The 18,327-nt window shown below is 39.9% G+C and carries 19 protein-coding genes; 10 read left to right on the top strand and 9 right to left on the bottom strand.

From position 1 onward, the window contains the following. Positions 1-8: 8 nt before the first annotated feature. The gene (locus B1201_RS10720; RefSeq protein ID WP_306670022.1) at positions 9-1,847 is read left to right on the top strand and encodes an ATP-binding protein; all 1,839 of its coding nucleotides are present in this window, start codon (positions 9-11) and stop codon (positions 1,845-1,847) included. A 23-nt stretch (positions 1,848-1,870) separates the two neighbouring features. Next, positions 1,871-2,566 carry a hypothetical protein gene (locus B1201_RS10715; protein ID WP_078193514.1) on the top strand — a complete coding sequence of 232 codons (696 nt, stop codon included), beginning with the start codon at positions 1,871-1,873 and terminating at the stop codon, positions 2,564-2,566. 51 nt (positions 2,567-2,617) lie between these two features. Here B1201_RS10715 and B1201_RS10710 read toward each other — a convergent pair whose 3' ends face one another. The 4 genes from B1201_RS10710 to B1201_RS10695 form a co-directional block, all read right to left on the bottom strand. After that, a complete protein-coding gene (locus B1201_RS10710; RefSeq protein WP_078193709.1) occupies positions 2,618-3,784 on the bottom strand; it encodes a cupin domain-containing protein in 1,167 nt (388 codons plus the stop codon). A gap of 96 nt (positions 3,785-3,880) precedes the next feature. Beyond that, positions 3,881-4,426, bottom strand: a complete 546-nt coding sequence (locus B1201_RS10705) for a hypothetical protein (RefSeq protein WP_143221692.1) — start codon at positions 4,424-4,426, stop codon at positions 3,881-3,883. Positions 4,427-4,532: 106 nt separating this feature from the next. Continuing rightward, a complete protein-coding gene (locus tag B1201_RS10700) occupies positions 4,533-5,126 on the bottom strand; it encodes a Maf family protein (RefSeq protein ID WP_078193512.1) in 594 nt (197 codons plus the stop codon). After that, entirely contained in the window at positions 5,126-5,509 is a 384-nt protein-coding gene (locus B1201_RS10695; RefSeq protein ID WP_078193708.1) for a DUF2237 family protein, read from the bottom strand. Before B1201_RS10695 ends, B1201_RS10700 begins: the two co-directional genes overlap by 1 nt. A 140-nt stretch (positions 5,510-5,649) precedes the next feature. Here B1201_RS10695 and B1201_RS10690 point away from each other — a divergent pair, with 140 nt between their 5' ends. From B1201_RS10690 to B1201_RS10675, 4 genes are all read left to right on the top strand, one after another. After that, complete coding sequence (locus tag B1201_RS10690; protein ID WP_078193511.1) at positions 5,650-6,837, top strand: phosphoglycerate kinase; 1,188 nt, start codon at positions 5,650-5,652, stop codon at positions 6,835-6,837. A gap of 151 nt (positions 6,838-6,988) precedes the next feature. After that, on the top strand, positions 6,989-7,264 hold the full coding sequence (locus B1201_RS10685) for a hypothetical protein (RefSeq protein ID WP_078193510.1): 276 nt from the start codon (positions 6,989-6,991) through the stop codon (positions 7,262-7,264). A gap of 122 nt (positions 7,265-7,386) precedes the next feature. Next, on the top strand, positions 7,387-8,424 hold the full coding sequence (gene fba, locus B1201_RS10680) for a class II fructose-bisphosphate aldolase (protein WP_078193509.1): 1,038 nt from the start codon (positions 7,387-7,389) through the stop codon (positions 8,422-8,424). 111 nt (positions 8,425-8,535) lie between these two features. Further along, positions 8,536-9,390 (top strand): EamA family transporter, encoded by an 855-nt coding sequence (locus tag B1201_RS10675; protein WP_078193508.1) that lies wholly within the window; start codon positions 8,536-8,538, stop codon positions 9,388-9,390. Positions 9,391-9,728: 338 nt separating this feature from the next. Here the strand turns inward: B1201_RS10675 and B1201_RS10665 are convergent, their stop codons facing one another. Beyond that, entirely contained in the window at positions 9,729-9,962 is a 234-nt protein-coding gene (locus B1201_RS10665; protein WP_078188692.1) for a hypothetical protein, read from the bottom strand. A 115-nt stretch (positions 9,963-10,077) separates the two neighbouring features. Next, positions 10,078-10,731, bottom strand: a complete 654-nt coding sequence (nfsB, locus tag B1201_RS10660) for an oxygen-insensitive NAD(P)H nitroreductase (protein WP_078193507.1) — start codon at positions 10,729-10,731, stop codon at positions 10,078-10,080. A gap of 252 nt (positions 10,732-10,983) precedes the next feature. Between nfsB and hpaI the strand changes: the two genes are divergently transcribed. Beyond that, complete coding sequence (hpaI, locus tag B1201_RS10655; RefSeq protein ID WP_078193506.1) at positions 10,984-11,778, top strand: 4-hydroxy-2-oxoheptanedioate aldolase; 795 nt, start codon at positions 10,984-10,986, stop codon at positions 11,776-11,778. A gap of 327 nt (positions 11,779-12,105) precedes the next feature. Further along, positions 12,106-12,324 carry a transposase gene (locus B1201_RS10650; protein WP_078193505.1) on the top strand — a complete coding sequence of 73 codons (219 nt, stop codon included), beginning with the start codon at positions 12,106-12,108 and terminating at the stop codon, positions 12,322-12,324. A gap of 51 nt (positions 12,325-12,375) precedes the next feature. Here B1201_RS10650 and B1201_RS10645 read toward each other — a convergent pair whose 3' ends face one another. Beyond that, entirely contained in the window at positions 12,376-13,785 is a 1,410-nt protein-coding gene (locus tag B1201_RS10645) for an LLM class flavin-dependent oxidoreductase (protein ID WP_078193504.1), read from the bottom strand. Between the two features lie 303 nt (positions 13,786-14,088). Between B1201_RS10645 and B1201_RS10640 the strand changes: the two genes are divergently transcribed. Further along, positions 14,089-15,336 (top strand): SfnB family sulfur acquisition oxidoreductase, encoded by a 1,248-nt coding sequence (locus B1201_RS10640; RefSeq protein ID WP_078193503.1) that lies wholly within the window; start codon positions 14,089-14,091, stop codon positions 15,334-15,336. 12 nt (positions 15,337-15,348) lie between these two features. Continuing rightward, positions 15,349-16,608, top strand: coding sequence for an acyl-CoA dehydrogenase family protein (locus B1201_RS10635; protein WP_078193502.1), 1,260 nt, complete (start codon positions 15,349-15,351; stop codon positions 16,606-16,608). 234 nt (positions 16,609-16,842) lie between these two features. Here B1201_RS10635 and B1201_RS10630 read toward each other — a convergent pair whose 3' ends face one another. Continuing rightward, complete coding sequence (locus tag B1201_RS10630) at positions 16,843-17,562, bottom strand: UDP-2,3-diacylglucosamine diphosphatase (protein ID WP_078193501.1); 720 nt, start codon at positions 17,560-17,562, stop codon at positions 16,843-16,845. A gap of 138 nt (positions 17,563-17,700) precedes the next feature. Then, positions 17,701-18,210: a peptidylprolyl isomerase gene (locus tag B1201_RS10625; protein ID WP_078193500.1), complete on the bottom strand. Its 510-nt coding sequence runs from the start codon at positions 18,208-18,210 to the stop codon at positions 17,701-17,703. Positions 18,211-18,327: the final 117 nt, after the last annotated feature.

Below are 18,327 nucleotides of genomic sequence, written 5' to 3'. Positions count from 1 at the left end.
GGGGGAGCTTGAGTCATGCAGAGCAAGTATTCCCTGTAAATGATCAATGTAATGTAACTGTGAATAGCATTTCAAGGGTGAAGACACCATCCAATCAAGAATTACCCAGAACGGGATGGAAAACCACACAATTACCTGATCGTTGGAAAGAAGATAAAGACTGGGAAGGTTATCAAGGTGGTGCTTGGTATAAACTAGACTGGTCTTGGTACTGTAAAAATAATGCCCGTTTGGCAGAACCCATCGTACTATATATTGATTATATCATTAATACGGGTTCAGTCTTTCTGAATGGCGACTTGCTGTGGACTAATAAAAATCTTCAAGAACCGATTTCTAAAAGTTGGAATGTTGCGCGCTATTGGATTTTACCGATAAGTGGAATCAAACATGATCATAATGAAACTTTGATCTATGTGTATGGTTACTCGAGTTTAAATGCTGGCTTGGGCCCCGTAATATTTAACAATGTAATGGCAACGGTTGAGCAAGCTGAAAAAACAACGTTTACACGTCGGACCATTTTACAGTTAAATATTTTTCTTTCTGGGGTCTTGGGTCTAATTTGCTTTATTATTTGGTTGATGCGTCCTCGTGATACCAGTTTTGGCTGGTTTGCGCTTTCAACAGTGCTGTGGATTTTATTTCTCAGTAATGCCCTGACTACTGAAACCTTTCCATACCCAGATTCGGTTTTTTCTGCCAAAGCTAATCTGATATTTGTAATGCTGTACTTTCAGTGCTTTAGCATTTATATCTTACGCTTTCTTGGGCGTAAGTTTCCACGAATAGAACTGTCATTTACAATGTTGACTGCTGCACTGATTGGTGTGGTGTGTATTTGGCCATTCGAACAAAATGCAGATATTTCGAGCCTTATTTTCTTTTTGTATTGTGCATTCTTTTTTATCACTTACCTCTATCTGTGTAAAATTTGTTTCAAAGAACGAAGAAAGGACTATATTTTATTAGCAATCTGTTTGACTGCGATAATTGTGATAGTCATAGCTGACATCATGGTCTTGGTACTCTTTCCAAAAGAAAATTTTACACCTTTATCACCCTTTACTTCACCGATTATAACCTTATTTATAGTGGTGATCTTGGGGGCGAGACTCAATCGAAATATACAGAAAATTGAAAAATATAATGATGATTTGGCATTTGAAGTTCAGAAAGTCAGTGATGAACTATGTAGTAGCTTGAATGATAAACATCAGCTTGAACTGAGTAATGTACGCCTGCAGGAACGGATTAAATTATCGCATGATCTGCATGATGGTCTGGGCGCATCCATTGTGCGCTCGATGATCTTGGTTGATCAGTGTGAAAGTAATATTCCAAACAGACAGTTCTTGTCGATGTTGAAATTATTGCGCGATGATTTAAGGCAAATTATTGATAGTGGATCATCTTTAGACAGTAAAGTGCCAGATTCACCTTTGCTCTGGATCGCACCTGTTCGACATCGCTTTAGTCAGTTGATGGATGAAGTGGAAATGAATGCCAAATGGTGTATTCCTTCGCAGTGGGCGATCAAACCAACGGCAATTCAGTGTCTGACTTTAATACGAGTGATTGAAGAAAGCCTGACCAATATTGTGAAACATAGCCAAGCAAATCATGTCAATGTCACGCTGTCACAGTTCGAAAATGGCGCATTGTTATTAACTATTGAAGATGATGGCGTCGGTTTTGATGTTGAGAGTGTTTCTAATCATGGCATGAGTATTGGGATGCGAAGTATGAAAATGCGTGTCGAGCGGATAGGTGGGAATTTCAAAATTCATTCTCAGCAAGGCTGTACCATTATTCAAACAGAAATTAATTTAAAATCAGCTGCGTAAAATAATATGTTGAAATAATAAAAATGATGATCAATTCGATATTAAGTCATCTAAAGCGCATTGCATTCTTCTGCTGTGTCACTTTTATAGCAGCTTGTGGTTCGCAGGATCATGCGCCTAAACCAGGTGAGTATGGGCAGATTTTGTTCCAGCATGCGGTGTTAAGTACTGGAGAAATTCAACAATTACTCAGTGAAAGTCAAAGCGATACAAATACATTAAACACTAAAAATTTTGCAGTGGATTACACGGCGACATCCAATCAAAACCCATATCGTGCAGTCTTGTTGGTCAAAGGTAGGGCAATGACCAGTGGTGAGGTATCTGTAAAATTTCAAATTGATAACTACAATGCCGCTATTCAACAAACCTCAAGCAATCTTATGCAAATGGATGCAGGTATTGATCAGGTTGAACGATTAGAGACATTGGATGCAGGACAAGAATTTATTTTTGTTATGGACGGTGCGCCTTTTTCAGTCAATGCTGCCATTGATCCAAATAGTATGACCAGTCAACTAAGTTTGTTAGAGTCGAGGAATGTGGAGTTTCAAAGTATTGAATTACAAATTTGGCAAGGCAAAGGTAGTCAATACGGTGTAATGCGCTATCTTTGGTTTATTGGATTGGTGTTATTGATTGTATGGGTTTATCGTTTGATCGTGGAGAAAAAAGCCGATCAAGTCGAAGATTTTTTAAATCGGAGAAAGCGAAAATAATGCTATTCAGTAGCATAAAAAGGGAGCATGACGCTCCCTTTTTTATTGATTTTATTCAACTTCTGTTGGGACGAGCATGAGCACAGATTCATTTAATAGCATGGCAATATCTTCTAAAATATCAGCATCATATAAAGATTCGTCTAGCGCTAGACTTTGACCATCGGCAATGGTTTTTAAATGCAATGCAAATTCGTCTGAGATACAGATTCCTTCGCCATTTGCCCAAAACAAAATATCACCGTCTTGCTCTGTATATAGTAAGCGTGAAGCCGGTTCTAACATGAGTTGATAGCCTTGATCTAAGGCCTCTTCAAGATCACCAGTGCCGATTTCTTCGGCTTCAGGAATATTGTCAGGATATTTAGGTTCTGACATTAAGCTCATGATTGCATCTTCAAGTACGGTTGAATTTTGCAATTGTTCAAATAACTTTTCTTTTAAATACTCAAGTTCATTTTCAGTCACTTGGCCGATCGCACTGATTTGGTCACGTAAAATGTCAGTTAATGGATTTTTAAGTAGGGGATTGTCTGTGAATTTGTCTGTCACTCGATCCATCATTTCAGTGACATTTGGCATGCGGAAGCCAAATGAATACGTCAGACATTCATCTTCAGCTACGCCATAGTGTGATAGGCCTGGTGGCACATAAAGTAAGTCGCCGGGAGCAAGTACTTCATCAAAATGAACGTCCATTTCTGGCAGTAAGCGAAGCGGTTGACCTTCGACAAATGAAGTATCTGCATCACACATCTGACCCAATTGCCAACGGCGGTGACCATAGCCTTGTACGAGGAAGACATCGTAAAAATCAAAATGTTGCCCGACAGAGCCACCTTTTTGTGCATACGACACCATGATGTCATCACGACGCCATTGCGGAATAAATGAAAACTGCTTCCATAGCTCGGCTAGGTCAAAAGAATAATGATCGACAGCTTGAACCAATAAAGTCCACAGTTTCGGCATTTTTTGAAAATCGGCTTTAAGTAGTGGAGAAGATTTTACTGTCCATTGGTTAGGATCACGATCTTTTTGTTTGATGAGACGTGCAGTGACGTTATCTTCTAAAGCCAATTCAAGAACATCTTTCGGTTCAAGTATTTGGGTAATTTCAGGGAGTGCATTACGAACCAATAATGGTTTTTTTTGCCAATATTCGGCAAGGAATTGTTCAGCGCTGATGCCGCCGAGGATGTCAAGAGAATGAGCCATAGCTAAATACATACAATTTCAATGGATATATTGTCCCTTGAGATTCCTGTTTTTAGCAAGGCTCTATTTCATTAAATTATTTCGATTAGCTTGAGACTATTTTAAAGGATTGTCTTTGAGATATTGCATGACTAATTTTTCAACTTCCAAATCATAGCTATTGGCAGCAGCCGTGGTCGCTGAAAATTTCATGAATTGCTCAAAATGTGCATTGGTGTCAATTTTAGTATTTTCTTTATCAGACATTAATTTGAAATGATTCGGCATGACTTTTGCCATCATTTCAACATTTTCGCTTTGTAGTTTTAGAAGTTTTTTTACTTCAACTGTTTGTGGTTGAATGCTTTCAAATTTTTGTTTGCCTAGAGCAACCAGTTTATTGATTTGTTGTTCTGGCGTGTTACTACCACCGGTTTTGGTCTTAGTGCCTAGCTGTTGAATGATTTGCTCCTGCATTGCAGCGCCTTGTTGTTCTAATTCAGCATAGATAAATTTATATTGAACCCATTCATTGACTAAGTTTTTGTTGTATTGCTGAGAGTTGGTTACAGTTTGATTCACTGTATTGGTATGACCGTTTGTCGAACAAAATAGAAGGCTAATGCTAATGAGGCTAGATGAAATTAAATTAAACGTTTTCATGTTTTCAGTTCTTGGTTGTAATAAATAAGTAAGTGACTTTTTAATCATTAGCCCATAAAGAGCTAATGATTTGCTTATTATGCTGTAACAAATAAAGATTTTAAAATTATGGGACTAAGATCTTAAGCTCACGCAAAATATTGCAGAGTTTAATCATCGGCATACCCATGAGTGTAGTTTGGTCTTGCCCGATCATTTCTTCAAATAAGCTAATCCCTAAACTTTCACATTTAAAACTGCCAGCGCAGTGTAACGGTTGTTCAACCTGAACATAACGTTCAATTTCAGGCAAGCTAAGTTTGCGAAACTTCACTTTATAGTGCTCGACAAGGGTTTGTTCAAAACCTGTCGATTTTTGTTGGACACTGAGTGCCGTACTGAAATAAACGATTTTGTCAGAATTGGCTTGAAGCTGCTTAATGGCTTTTTCATCGCAAAGCGGTTTACCGATAAAAATATCTGGTGCGCCTTCGCGCCATGCGACTTGGTCAGAACCAATCACAATCGCGTCTGGGTGTTGGTTTGCAATTGCTGAAGCTTTTTCAAATGCCAGTCGCTTTGCCAACTCATCAGCGTGGTTCTCACCACGAGGTGTTTCGTCTATATCTGGTACGATTGAGAGGTAATCAATCCGTAAACGGTCCATTAGGTCTTTACGGGTTTGGCTGCTAGAAGCCAAAATGATTTTGGAAGTACTCATTACACTGCATATTCCATAAGTACATCAAGCGGTACATAAGACAGCACCGCTTGGTGACACGCTTGTATTTTAATAGGTGGGGCAAATCCTTCTTGATACGCTTCCACCCAGCGAGTCACACAGATACACCAGAAGTCACCAGGTTGTAGTCCTGGAAAACCAACTTCGGGTAAGGGTGTGATTAGGTCATTGCCAACTTTTTGGGAAAAGTTTAAAAATTCAGATGTCATTTGTGCACACATCGTATGCTGACCAAGGTCTGTTGTTGCTGTATGGCAAAAGCCATTTCTAAAATATCCGGTAATCGGATCAAAACAACAGCTTGCCAAGGGTTCGCCTAAAACATTTAAACGATTAATATTTGGGTCTGGATGAATCGACATAAGCGCTGAATCTTTATAAGGCTTTTCGCTATCATAACAAAACTTTGGCTCGACATAGCTTTTCTGCAAAAGAAGCTAACGTTTTTCTGCATAATCATTTAAAATCGTCGCGTTTTGATATCAATAAAAGAGAGTAATGCATGAACTTTCAGCGTATGACTGACCTAGATTTGGCGGGTAAACGTGTTCTGATCCGTGAAGATCTTAACGTACCAGTTAAAAATGGCGTGATTACAAGCGATGCACGTTTACGTGCGGCGTTGCCAACAATTAAAGCAGCTTTAGAAAAAGGTGCTGCTGTAATGGTGTATTCACACTTAGGTCGTCCTGTTGAAGGTGAGCCTAAAGCAGAACAGTCTCTAGCACCTGTAGCCGCTTATTTAACAGAAGCTTTGGGTCAAGATGTTCAATTGATCACTGACTATTTGGATGGTGTTGACGTTGTGCCAGGTCAAGTGGTTTTACTTGAAAACTGCCGTTTCAATGTAGGTGAAAAGAAAAACAATCCTGAATTATCTGCTAAATATGCAGCACTTTGTGATGTTTACGTTATGGATGCATTTGGTACGGCTCACCGTGCAGAAGCATCGACTGAAGGCGTAGCACGTTGTGCAAAAGTGGCTGCCGCAGGTCCTTTACTTGCTGCTGAGCTTGATGCGCTAGGCCGTGCACTTAAAACTCCTGCAAAACCAATGGTTGCGATTGTTGCAGGCTCAAAAGTTTCTACTAAATTAGATGTATTAACTTCACTATCTGACATCTGTGATCAATTGATCGTGGGTGGTGGTATTGCCAATACATTCTTAGCTGCTGCGGGCTTCAATGTTGGTAAATCACTTTGTGAAAATGACTTGATCGATACAGCAAAAGCCATTGCTGCAAAAGTATCAGTACCACTTCCAACAGATGTTGTTGTTGCTGATGCTGCTGAAATTGATTTTGCAGACTTCCTCGGTTCATTAGCTGCTGCTAAAGCTGTCGTGAAAAAAGTTGAAGATGTAACAGACAACGACATGATTTTGGATGTGGGCCCTGAAACTGCAAAAGCATTTGCTGAGATTTTGAAAACTTCAAAAACTATTCTATGGAATGGTCCAGTAGGTGTGTTTGAAGTTGATCAATTCGGCGAAGGCACTAAAGCATTGTCTTTAGCGATTGCTGAATCTGAAGGCTTCTCGATCGCGGGTGGTGGTGACACGCTTGCTGCAATTGATAAATATGAAGTTGCAGACAATATTGGTTACATCTCGACTGGTGGTGGTGCTTTCCTTGAATTCGTTGAAGGTAAAACTCTTCCTGCTGTAGCAGCGCTTCTTGACCGTGCTTAATTTAGTATTATTAATCAGATAGTACAGTATTAAAAAAGGTTGGCTTCGGTCAGCCTTTTTTTATCGCCCATTCATTTTGCCGTCATCAAAGTGCAATATTTCTGCAATAAAATTCATCGCAACACCTAATTCGCAGTAGTAGGAAACAACGATGAACTTAAAACTTGCACTTGCTGTACTTTTAATCGCACCATTAACTTTGACAGCTTGTGCTAAAAAAGAGTCTGCACCAACGGAATCAGAAGCATCTGCTGTTGCCGTAGACAATGCTCAAACAACGCCAGAACAACAAAAAGCCATTGATGAACTTGATAAGCCAGTATTGGATGAAAAGAACCAAGATGTTCCTGCTGAAATTGCAAATGCACCTGCAGACGAAGCAACAGCTGACGCTGAAACAGCCGCTTCAGCAGCAGCAGCTCACTAAGATTGTTGTCTTTATTTAAAAAGTCCCTGCAAATGCAGGGATTTTTTTTTAAATAGTGTTATTTGTTGCTGAATTGAAATGATTGAGCATGTAGAATATGCGGCATTACCTGGGAGGATATTATGGCTCTTATTTCATTGCGCCAGCTCTTGGATCACGCCGGCGAACATGCTTACGGCGTACCAGCATTCAACGTAAACAACTTAGAACAAATGCGTGCAATTATGCTTGCAGCAGATGCAACAAATTCACCTGTAATTGTACAAGCATCTGCGGGTGCACGTAAGTATGCAGGCGCTCCGTTCTTGCGTCATTTGATTTTGGCAGCAATCGAAGAATGGCCACATATTCCTGTGGTTATGCACCAAGACCATGGTACTAGCCCTGATGTATGTCAACGTTCTATTCAACTTGGCTTCTCATCAGTGATGATGGACGGTTCTTTAGGTGAAGACGGTAAAACGCCAACTTCATACGAATACAACGTAGACGTGACTCGTCGTACTGTTCAAATGGCACATGCGTGTGGCGTTTCAGTAGAAGGCGAAATCGGTTGTTTAGGTAGCCTTGAAACTGGTATGGCTGGTGAAGAAGATGGTGTAGGCGCTGAAGGCGTACTTGATCATTCTCAGCTTTTAACTTCAGTTGAAGAAGCGCGTTCATTTGTAGCTGATACCAATGTTGACGCACTTGCAATTGCAGTGGGTACTTCACACGGTGCGTACAAATTTACTCGCCCACCTACAGGTGACATCTTAGCGATTGACCGTATTAAAGAAATTCACGCTGCGTTACCAAATACGCATCTTGTAATGCACGGTTCAAGCTCTGTGCCACAAGAATGGTTAGCTGTAATTAATGAATTCGGTGGTAACATCGGCGAAACTTATGGTGTTCCAGTAGACCAACTTGTAGACGCAATCAAACACGGTGTTCGTAAAATTAACATCGATACTGACTTACGTCTTGCATCTACAGGTGCTATGCGCCGTATGATGGCTGAAAAACCAGCTGAATTTGACCCACGTAAATTCTTCTCTGCAACTGTTGATGCAATGAAACAAATTTGTATCGATCGTTATGAAGCATTTGGTACAGCGGGTAATGCTGACAAGATTCGTCCAATTTCTTTAGAGAAAATGGTGAGTCACTATAAATAATTTGTCTTGAGATAGATTATTTTTGAAGAAAAGCCCACAATTAAGTGGGCTTTTCTTTGATTTGAACTTAGAAATATTGCTTTAAATACAACTCAAGAATAAGAGCGTGTCATGGAATTGATCTTTGCTGCCGCGATTTGCAGTGTTCTCGTTTCAGTAATTCTAAAACTCTGTCGTGATCGGGGTTTTAACCCTGCACAAATGATCACATGGAATTATGCATCTGCGAGTATTTTATGTTTTCTATGGTTTAAGCCGGATCTAGCTCATATTTCGATTAATAAAACGCCGTGGGTTTTAATTGCGGCTTTGGGTGTATTATTGCCGACGATTTTTTATTGCTTAGCACGCTCACTGCAAACAGCAGGTATTTTAAAAACCGAATTGGCTCAGCGCTTATCTGTTGTGCTTTCTCTTAGCGCAGCCTATTTTATTTTCAGTGAATATTTTAATGCTATTAAGCTCATTGGTATTGCACTTGGTGTACTTGCGGTATTGCTGATTTTATTTTCACAGCGCAAGGGAAGCATTGATGGAAAGCAGGGGATTTTATTTTTATTAAGCGTTTGGGCAGGCTATGCACTGATTGATGTGCTATTAAAATTTGCTTCAGGTTTGGGCATGCAGTTTGCGGTGACTTTAAATTTGGTGTTTATTTGTGCATTTTTACTTTCGAGCATTTATAACATCGTACAGCACGGCAGTTTGGGGCAGACCAAAAATATCCTCGCTGGATTGGGCTTAGGTCTCTTGAACTTTGCCAATATCGCACTGTATGTGAAAGCCCACATGTTGCTTAAAGACACACCTGCAATCGTGTTTGCTGGAATGAATATTTTGGTCGTGGTTTTAGGTGTGGTTGCGGGCCTTATCATCTTTAAAGAAAAATTGAGAGTCGCAACCGTATTTGGTTTGATTGCAGGGATCATGAGTGTGGTTTGCTTAGCATATGCCATGTCTGTCTAAGATAATTTTTAGCAAAAACGATCGGGTGCTGTAGTACATCATCCCATTCAGCCAGGCCCATGAGCAGTCCTTGATCTCGACACGTTGGACACTCAGGGCAGTGGAGGTCGGTATATTGATAAGTATGCAGATACATTTGATGGCAATGACCGCATTCAAACTTCATCGGCATTTGTAGTAAATATGACATGTCCCACCTCTGCTTGATTTGTTGTTCTGATTCAATTTATTCAGCAAAGTTCAGACCAATTTATAAATTTTCTATTTTCACATTGTTGCTAAATATGTCGTTATTAAAAAAGCCCTCGTATTGAGGGCTTTTAGTTTTAGATGCTTAGTTAACGTGTGAGTTGTTGAAATCGTTGTAAGGTATTTTCAAAATAACATTTACCCACTGCAACGGGGTGTTTTAGGAAATCTTGAGTTTCAATCGTGCCTTGTAACTGACCCGGTTGTTTACAGTTTGGGCAGTTTGGATAGCTATGAAGCATATCGCCCGCATATTTTTGTAAATAAACCGTATTGCACGCTTCGCAATGAAATTTCATAGGTAATTTTATAGCTGTAGGCATAGGGAGAGACCTGAGTATATTTTGAGCAGAATATACTCGATAATTGTTTAAATAATAAGTCCCGAAATGACAAAAAAGAGGCAAAATTGCCCCTTTCGTCGGTTTTATGGAAAGCTTAGAGGTGTGTAAAAATTTCTTCAGCATTCAGACGTGATTTAGGTAATTTCGCATTGAAATCATTTTCGCTACGATAGCCTAAAGTCATCAGTACAGAAGGAATCAAGTTTTGTTCAACTAAGCCCAATTCTTCAGTGATGATCGCTTCGTCAAATCCACCAATTGGAGTTGCATCCACACCTTCAATGCCTGCTGCCAAAAGCATTTGACCTAAAGCAATAAATGTTTGGTTTTCAGCCCAACGTTGAATATCACCTTTTTCATTACGATAATAATCGACATAACCTGTACGACTGTCTTTTTGACCTTGTTTGGCTTTGTCATCTTTAAAGCGACCACTACGATCATCCTGATTTAAAAGATTATCTAAATGCTCTGCAGTAATGTCTGCTTTAGTACAGAATAAAATCGTATGTGATGAATCTAAAACTTTTGGGGCATTGTAGGCATATTTTCCTACTAAGGCTTTGGCAATGCGTTGCTTGGCTGCATCATGATCTGCAATAAAAAAATGCCAAGGCTGAATATTAATGGAAGATGGTGTTAAACGGAGTATTTGTAATAAACGCTCAAATTGTTCCTGTGGAATTTTTTTAGCAGGATCATATGCTTTCGTGGTATAGCGTTGTTTTGATACGTTTAACAGATCCATCGAATATCTCCAGATATAGTTTGCTGTAGTTTAGCGGATAAATGGCCAAATGGTCTAAGGAGAAAATTTTCCAAGGATAGATCTTAGTCGTATATGCTGGACTCAATGGCTAAAAATTAACAGATTTAAGCTGTATGAAGTGCGAATTAGAGTTATATAAAATCATAAGATAGATAAATGCTATTGGTAGTTTTTGCCAAAAGGCGTTTAATCAATTGTAGTTAATCATAGTTTAAGCATGAGACAGCAGCGATGGATTACACCAATCATTTCAAGAAAAAATTAAAAACCGAACAGCAGATTGGTTTGTGGGTCGGTTTAGCCGATGCTTATGGTACTGAAATAGCTGCAAATGCAGGTTATGACTGGTTGCTAATTGATGGTGAGCATGCGCCAAGTGACTTGCGGACGACATTGTCGCAACTGCAAAGTATTGCAGCATATCCTTCGCAGGCTGTGGTTCGCCCTCCAATTGGTAGTGTGCAACTGATTAAACAATTGTTGGATATCGGTGCGCAAACCTTGCTGATACCTATGGTCGAAACTGTTGAACAAGCTCAACTTATGGTTAAGGCAGTACGTTATCCACCCGAGGGTATTAGAGGCGTTGGTGCAGCATTAGCACGTGCAACACGTTGGAACAGTATTCCTGACTATTATGCAAATGCACATGAAAATATCTGTTTACTGATTCAGATTGAGTCAATTGAAGGGATTAAAAACTTAGATGAAATACTGAAAATTGATGGCATCGATGGGGTGTTTATTGGTGCCGTGGATTTGTCGGCGACGATGGGTTATCAAGGGAATCCGAATCATCCTGAAGTACAAAAAACCGTGATTGATGCGATTCAGCGCATACGTAAGGCGGGTAAAGCTGCAGGTATTTTGTCGACACAACATGATGTGACTCAGAAATATATCGAGTTAGGCACAGAATTTGTTGCCGTGGGTGTCGATACCAGTGTGCTCATGAATTCGTTACGTGAACTTTTATCGAAATACAAAAATGATACCCCAGTTACGAAAACAGAAGGTGGTTACTAAGCGATACAGCCTTCGTTATATTATTCACTGTATGGGTAATTAATTTACTCGATGGTTAAAATTTTAATTCAATAATTTTAGCAAAAGTAGTGGCTTAGAGTATATGTAAACTCTACTTTTGCTAATCAAAGCGCAATATTGTATACTTCTGCTTAACTCGAAGCGGGTAATGTTCCTGCTTATCTTTTTTATTTAGCTGATTGTGATTTATCTGTATTCAAGCTTCTGACTTGAATCTTATCTTTGTAACTACAGAATTATTATTCCAAACCCGATTGATTAATCTCTTTGTTCTGTCACAAAAAGCTCACATGTTGAGTAAATCTTTTGAATATTTTAAATACTTGGCAAACTGCCAAAGCTGTAAATGGCGATGAAATTAATGTGAAATTGGTGCCTTTGAAACGTCAACAAAATACCAATGCTGGTTTAATTTGGGTTGATGTTGGGCAAATGATTGAATTAGAATCAGGTGAGACATTTAACCTGAATCTAGATGGTAAAAGCTTCTATACTGGCCCAAACCAGCTATATCGCTTAGCCTGAAAGCAAAAAACAGCAGATCTTCTGCTGTTTTTTTTGCCTAAAAAAAGCGGCTTAAGCCATTTCAAAGTGTTGATGCTTGTTCGCAACTTGAGCGTGATTTTTATATCGGTATTGCGCCGCACGGTGGTTGTCGGGCAATTTCGCGCCTTGGCCGAAGAGTTTTTCACGCAAGGTTCCGTCAGCATATTCTGTTTGATATACACTACGACGTTGTAATTCTGGTACCACGTATTCCACAATATCTTCAAAACTCTTATGCGCCAATATGTAGGCTAAGTTAAAGCCATCGATACCAGTGTACTCAATCCACTCTTGTAAGCGGTCTGCCACGGTTGCTGGAGAGCCGACAATAACAGGTCCGTTACCGCCGACACTGGTCCATTTTGCAATTTCCTCAATCGTCCAAATTTTATCAGGATCTGCTTCTACATAAGATTGCAGCATAGATTGAATGGCATCGGTTTGAATGTATTCCACTTGATCTGTTGGTTTAAACTGAGAAAAGTCGACACCTGACCAGCCAGAAGCCAGGGTCAAGCCGCCGTCATAGCTGCCATATTGCTGATATTCACGGAACTTAGCTTGGGCTTTTTCATCGGTCTCATCAACCACTATGGCCAGCATGGTATAGATCAGGACAGAATGGGGATCTTTGCCTTCTTTTACTAAATTATGCCGAATACCATCGGCCAGTTTTTTTACTGCAATTTGAGTCGGTGCCGAGATGAAAACACATTCTGCATTTTGACTGGCAAACTGCTGTCCGCGTGCGGATGCGCCAGCTTGATATAAAACCGGTGTACGCTGGGGTGAAGGTTCGCAAATATGAATGCCAGGAACAGTAAAGTATTTTCCTTCATGTTGAATTGGATGCACTTTGCGGTGATCAGCAAAGATACCATTTTGTTTATCGCGCAGCACGGCATCATCTTCCCAAGAGCCTTCCCAAAGTTTATAGAGGACTTCTAAGTATTCATCTGCAATGTCATAGCGGTTGTCATGACTGACTTGGGTTTTTAGGCCTAAATTTTTAGAGCCGCTTTCTAGATATGAAGTCACAATATTCCATCCGGCACGGCCTTTCGTCAGGTGATCTAAAGTGCTCATACGTCGTGCAAAAGGATAGGGATGTTCAAATGAAATCGAAGTCGTGACACCAAAGCCTAAGTGCTTGGTGACAGCTGCCATTGCTGGAACAATTTGCAAAGGATCATTCACAGGTACTTGGACAGCGCCAGTCAGCGCATGTTCAGCAGAACCGTGGTAGACATCATAAATACCCAAAACATCTGCTATAAATACGCCATCAAATTTTCCGCGTTCTAAAATTTTAGCTAAGTCGGTCCAATATTCTAGGTTTTTGTATTCTGTAGAACGGTCTAATGGATGACGCCATAGACCGGGTGACTGATGTGCAATACAGTTCATTTCAAAGGCATTGAAGCGAATATTTTTAGACATGATTTTTTACTGGGTTATTTAATCTCTTGCATAAGAGGGTATATAAAAATACAGCTGCATTTATTAATAAAAAGTCAAAAACAAATCTGAATAAATGCTAATCATAATTTTTGAATACTTCATATATTCATATGGATAAGCAGATATTTTTTTGTTTGGTACGGCTTATAAAGATTTTGTTTGACAATTAAAAATGTAAATTCCATGTCATGAAAACTGATTTGTTTTGATGATAATTCTATAAATAATCAAAATAAAAAGTGCTAGCTTATTTGAATAATATCTAAACTGAGCATTTTAATAATGACTTCAAAAATTGAAATTAAACTAAAAGAGGCGCAAAACATTCCGCGCGATTTCTATCAATCTAACGGTTTAGCGCATATTATTCGATCTGATCAAGAAGCTATCGAGGTTGCTGAACAATTAGCAGTGGAATTTACCAAAGAATCAGCTAAACGCGATCATGAACGCCGCTTACCTTTACAGGAAGTACAGCAATATTCAGCATCAGGTTTGTGGGGCATTACTGTACCGCGTCAATTTGGTGGTGCAGGAGTGAGTTATAAAACCCTTGCAGAAGTGGTCAAAATTATTTCTAGTGCAGACTCATCCCTAGGACAAATTGCTCAAAACCATTGGGCCTTTGTCGAGCATATTCGTTTGGATGCAAATCCATCACAGCAAGAGTTTTTCTTTGATCAAGTCTTACAAGGTAAACGCTTTGGCAATGCATTTTCAGAAAAAGGTTCCAAAACAGTTGCAGAATTAACAACAGCCATTGAGTTTAAAGATGATCATGCGCTCATTAATGGTCAAAAATTCTTTGCAACAGGCGCTTTGCTTGCACATTGGATACCTGTTGTTGCTGTGAATGATGGAAAGCCTTATGCAGCCTTAGTACCCCAGCATACGCCTGGTTTAACCATTATTAACGACTGGAGTGGTTTTGGACAAAGAACGACAGTCAGCGGTTCTGTACTGTTAGACAATGTCAAAGTGGATTTAAATCACATTGTACCCATTCATCAAGCTTTTGAACGTCCAACGGCTGCGGGCGCTATTTCTCAATTCATTCAATCTGCTGTCGATGCTGGTATTGCGCGCGGTGCGATTAATGAAACGATTCAATATGTGCGCCAACATGCACGTCCTTGGATTGACTCAGGCTTAGAAACGGCGGTGCAAGATCCGTATACGATTGCCAACATCGGCGAGTTGAAAATTAAACTCCGAGCTGCAGAGGCAGTGTTGGCTTTGGCGGGTGAAGCGATAGACCGAGCCGTAGAGAACCCAACAGAAGAAACGGTGTCAGAGGCAACACTACTGACAGCAGAATCTAAGGTCCTGACGACTGAAATTGCGTTACTTGCGGCGAATAAACTATTTGAACTCTCAGGCACACGATCAACGTTGTCTGAGCTGAATTTAGACCGTCATTGGCGTAATGCGCGCACGCATACTTTGCACGATCCCGTACGTTGGAAGCTGAATATTGTAGGCAACTACTATTTAAATGATGTACCACCGCCGCGCCATGCTTGGAGTTAAGAGGAGAAGATTATGACGATTCAAAATAATAAACAGCCCTTATCTTTAGGTGCTGACTATGATCAAGTGGCCGCTAAGTTCCGTCCGATTTTTCAGAGAATTGCAGAAGGCGCTTTGGCGCGGGAACAAAATAGGAAACTGCCGTATGATGCAATTTCATGGTTAAAACAAGCTGGATTTGGTGCGGTCCGTGTACCCGTGGCTTTTGGCGGTGACGGGGTTTCACAAAAACAGTTGTTTCAGTTGTTAATTGAATTGGCTAAGGCCGATTCTAATGTTGTACAGGCATTAAGAGGTCATTTTGCTTTTGTAGAAGACCGTTTAAATGCGCAAAAAACACAAGATCAAACGGTTTGGTTTAAACGCTTTCTGCAAGGCGATTTGGTCGGTAATGCTTGGACAGAAATCGGAAAAGTTGAAATTGGAGATGTTGTTACCCGAGTTACTGAAAATGCGCAAGGTCAGCTAAGGGTCAATGGTCAAAAATACTATTCTACCGGAACAATCTTTGCAGATTGGATCGATCTATTCGCTTTAGATGAAACAACGAATCAACATGTTATAGCCGCAGTTTCAACACATGACGCTGGCATACAAGTATACGATGACTGGGATGGCTTTGGCCAAAAAACCACAGGTAGCGGCACACTGAATATTCAAGATGTCAGTATTGATCGTGATCATATTTTGCCATTCGATCAGCGCTTTAAATATCAAACGGCGTTCTATCAGGTCGTGCATTTGGCAACGCTGGCAGGTATAGCACAAAATGCTGTGGACGTTTTCAGTAATGAAGTCCGTGAACGCACACGTATTTACAGCCATGGTAATGCTGATTTAGTTCGAGATGATGCACAAATTTTACAAGTGATTGGTAAGGCGTCGGCACAGTCTTATGCAGCTGAAGCAATTACACTTCGTGCAGCAGAAGCTTTAGATGTCGCATATTTAAGTCATTTTCAGTCTGATACCCAGTTGGATCAGCAAGCGAATGACCGTGCGGAGCTAGAATCCTCTAAAGGGCAAGTGGTCATATCAGAGTTGGTACTAAATTTGAGTAGTGAGTTGTTTAATGCCTTGGGCGCTTCAGCAAGCTCGACAACTAAACAGTTAGACCGCTTTTGGCGTAATGCTCGTGTAGTGTCATCGCATAATCCACTTATTTATAAACAGAAAGTCATTGGTGATTGGGAGATTAATCAAACGCCGCTACCATATGTATGGCAAATTGGTAATAGTCCAGCAGTTGAGCAACCTGTCATTGCTGCTTAATTAATATCTGAAGATGTTCACTGTGGATGAAAGTAGTCCATAGTGAATTCCTCGTGAAATTATTTTTAAGTTTAAACCTTGTTTTTTTAAGATTTTAAATGACGTTGATCTGCTATATGTAGGATGCAGTTCAATTGATAATCTTTTGAGATAGTCTGGTAAAAGGCTATGTCTTGATATCTGGATGTGTTGTTTTAACCAAATATGACGACAGGATTAACTAAAGTCTAAGGGTTAGTAAGACCATTTTTTTAATTTTAAATCACTCACAGATGGGTTTTCACCAACCTCTAATATTTGAGCTTGTTCTGCGCGCCAGTCCCCTAAAACGATACGTAGTTTGCCATGCACATCATGTATTTGGGGCCGGTGGGTATGTCCATGAATCAGTAGATCGGCTTCGTCTAAAGCTTTTTCTACAGCTTCAGCATTTACATCCATGATTGCATAAGATTTAACTTGCTTAGTTTCTGTACTTTTTTTGCGGAATCCATTGGCGATTTTTTGTCGAATGCTAAGCGGTAAGCTTTTTAAGAAACCTAAAAGCAAAGGATTACGAATCACTTTACGAAACTTTTGGTAAGACACATCATCGGTGCAAAGTAAATCGCCATGTTCGAGACGAATTTTATAGTTGCCAATGTGGAGATAATCAACGTCTTGTAATAATTGACCGTGAAATTTATTTAAAAACTTTTGACCCAATGCAAAGTCACGATTACCCACTTGGAAATAAATTTGATTTCCCAAAGAAGTAAAATCTTTAAGCGCTGCAATGATTTCGTCTAACCATGGGGCAGTAAAGTCATCACCAATCCAAGCATTAAACCAATCACCTAAAATATACAGCTGGGTATTTTGAGTTTTGTATTGTTCTAACAAAGCTAAAAACCCCCGAACGAGTCGAGGGTGTTCAGGTGACAAATGTAAATCAGCGATAAACAGATAGGTCACGAATCTTTTCCTTATTCTAAAAATCCCTCCCAGCCTCCCTTTAGAAAAGGGAGGAGTTCCGACATTTATTTCATATTGAAACTCCCTCCGTTATTAAAGGGACTTGCGCAGCAATGCTACTCAGGGAGGATTTAAAAATTACTCAGAAATGATTTTAGCTGATTCGATTACAACGTTCTCTAGAGGAACGTCTGCGTGGTAGCCACGGTTACCAGTACGAACGCTTTTGATTGCGTCAACAACGTCAAGACCTTCAACTACTTTACCAAATACTGCATAGCCCCAACCTTGCGCTGTTTTACCAGTGTGGTTAAGGAAGGAGTTGTTTTTCACGTTAATGAAGAATTGAGCTGAAGCAGAGTGAGGTGCTTGAGTACGTGCCATAGCGATCGTACCAACATCATTGCTTAAACCGTTGTCAGCTTCGTTTTCAATAGAATCACGAGTTGTTTTTTCTTTGAAGTTTTCATCCATGCCGCCGCCTTGGATCATGAAACCATCAATAACACGGTGGAAAATCACGCCGTCATAGAAACCATCGCGAACATACTGTAAGAAGTTTTCAGCAGTTTTAGGTGCTTTTTCAGTGTTAAGCTCAAGAACAATACGACCTTTATTGGTGTTTAATTCGACTTGAGGAAAACTCATTGTGTAATCTCCTGTACATGGACATGAAAGCCATGGGTTTTTTGGTTGTGAGAAGCATAAGCAAACTGTAAACTACAAGGCAAGTAAAAACGTTACTTTCTTTGTTAAAAATAAAGA

This window comes from Acinetobacter sp. ANC 5600 (assembly GCF_002018395.1).
In the GTDB taxonomy this organism is placed as follows: Bacteria; Pseudomonadota; Gammaproteobacteria; order Pseudomonadales; family Moraxellaceae; genus Acinetobacter; species Acinetobacter amyesii.
The sequence above is the reverse complement of the archived record's forward strand: the minus strand, read 5'-3'. Positions and strand labels throughout refer to the sequence as shown.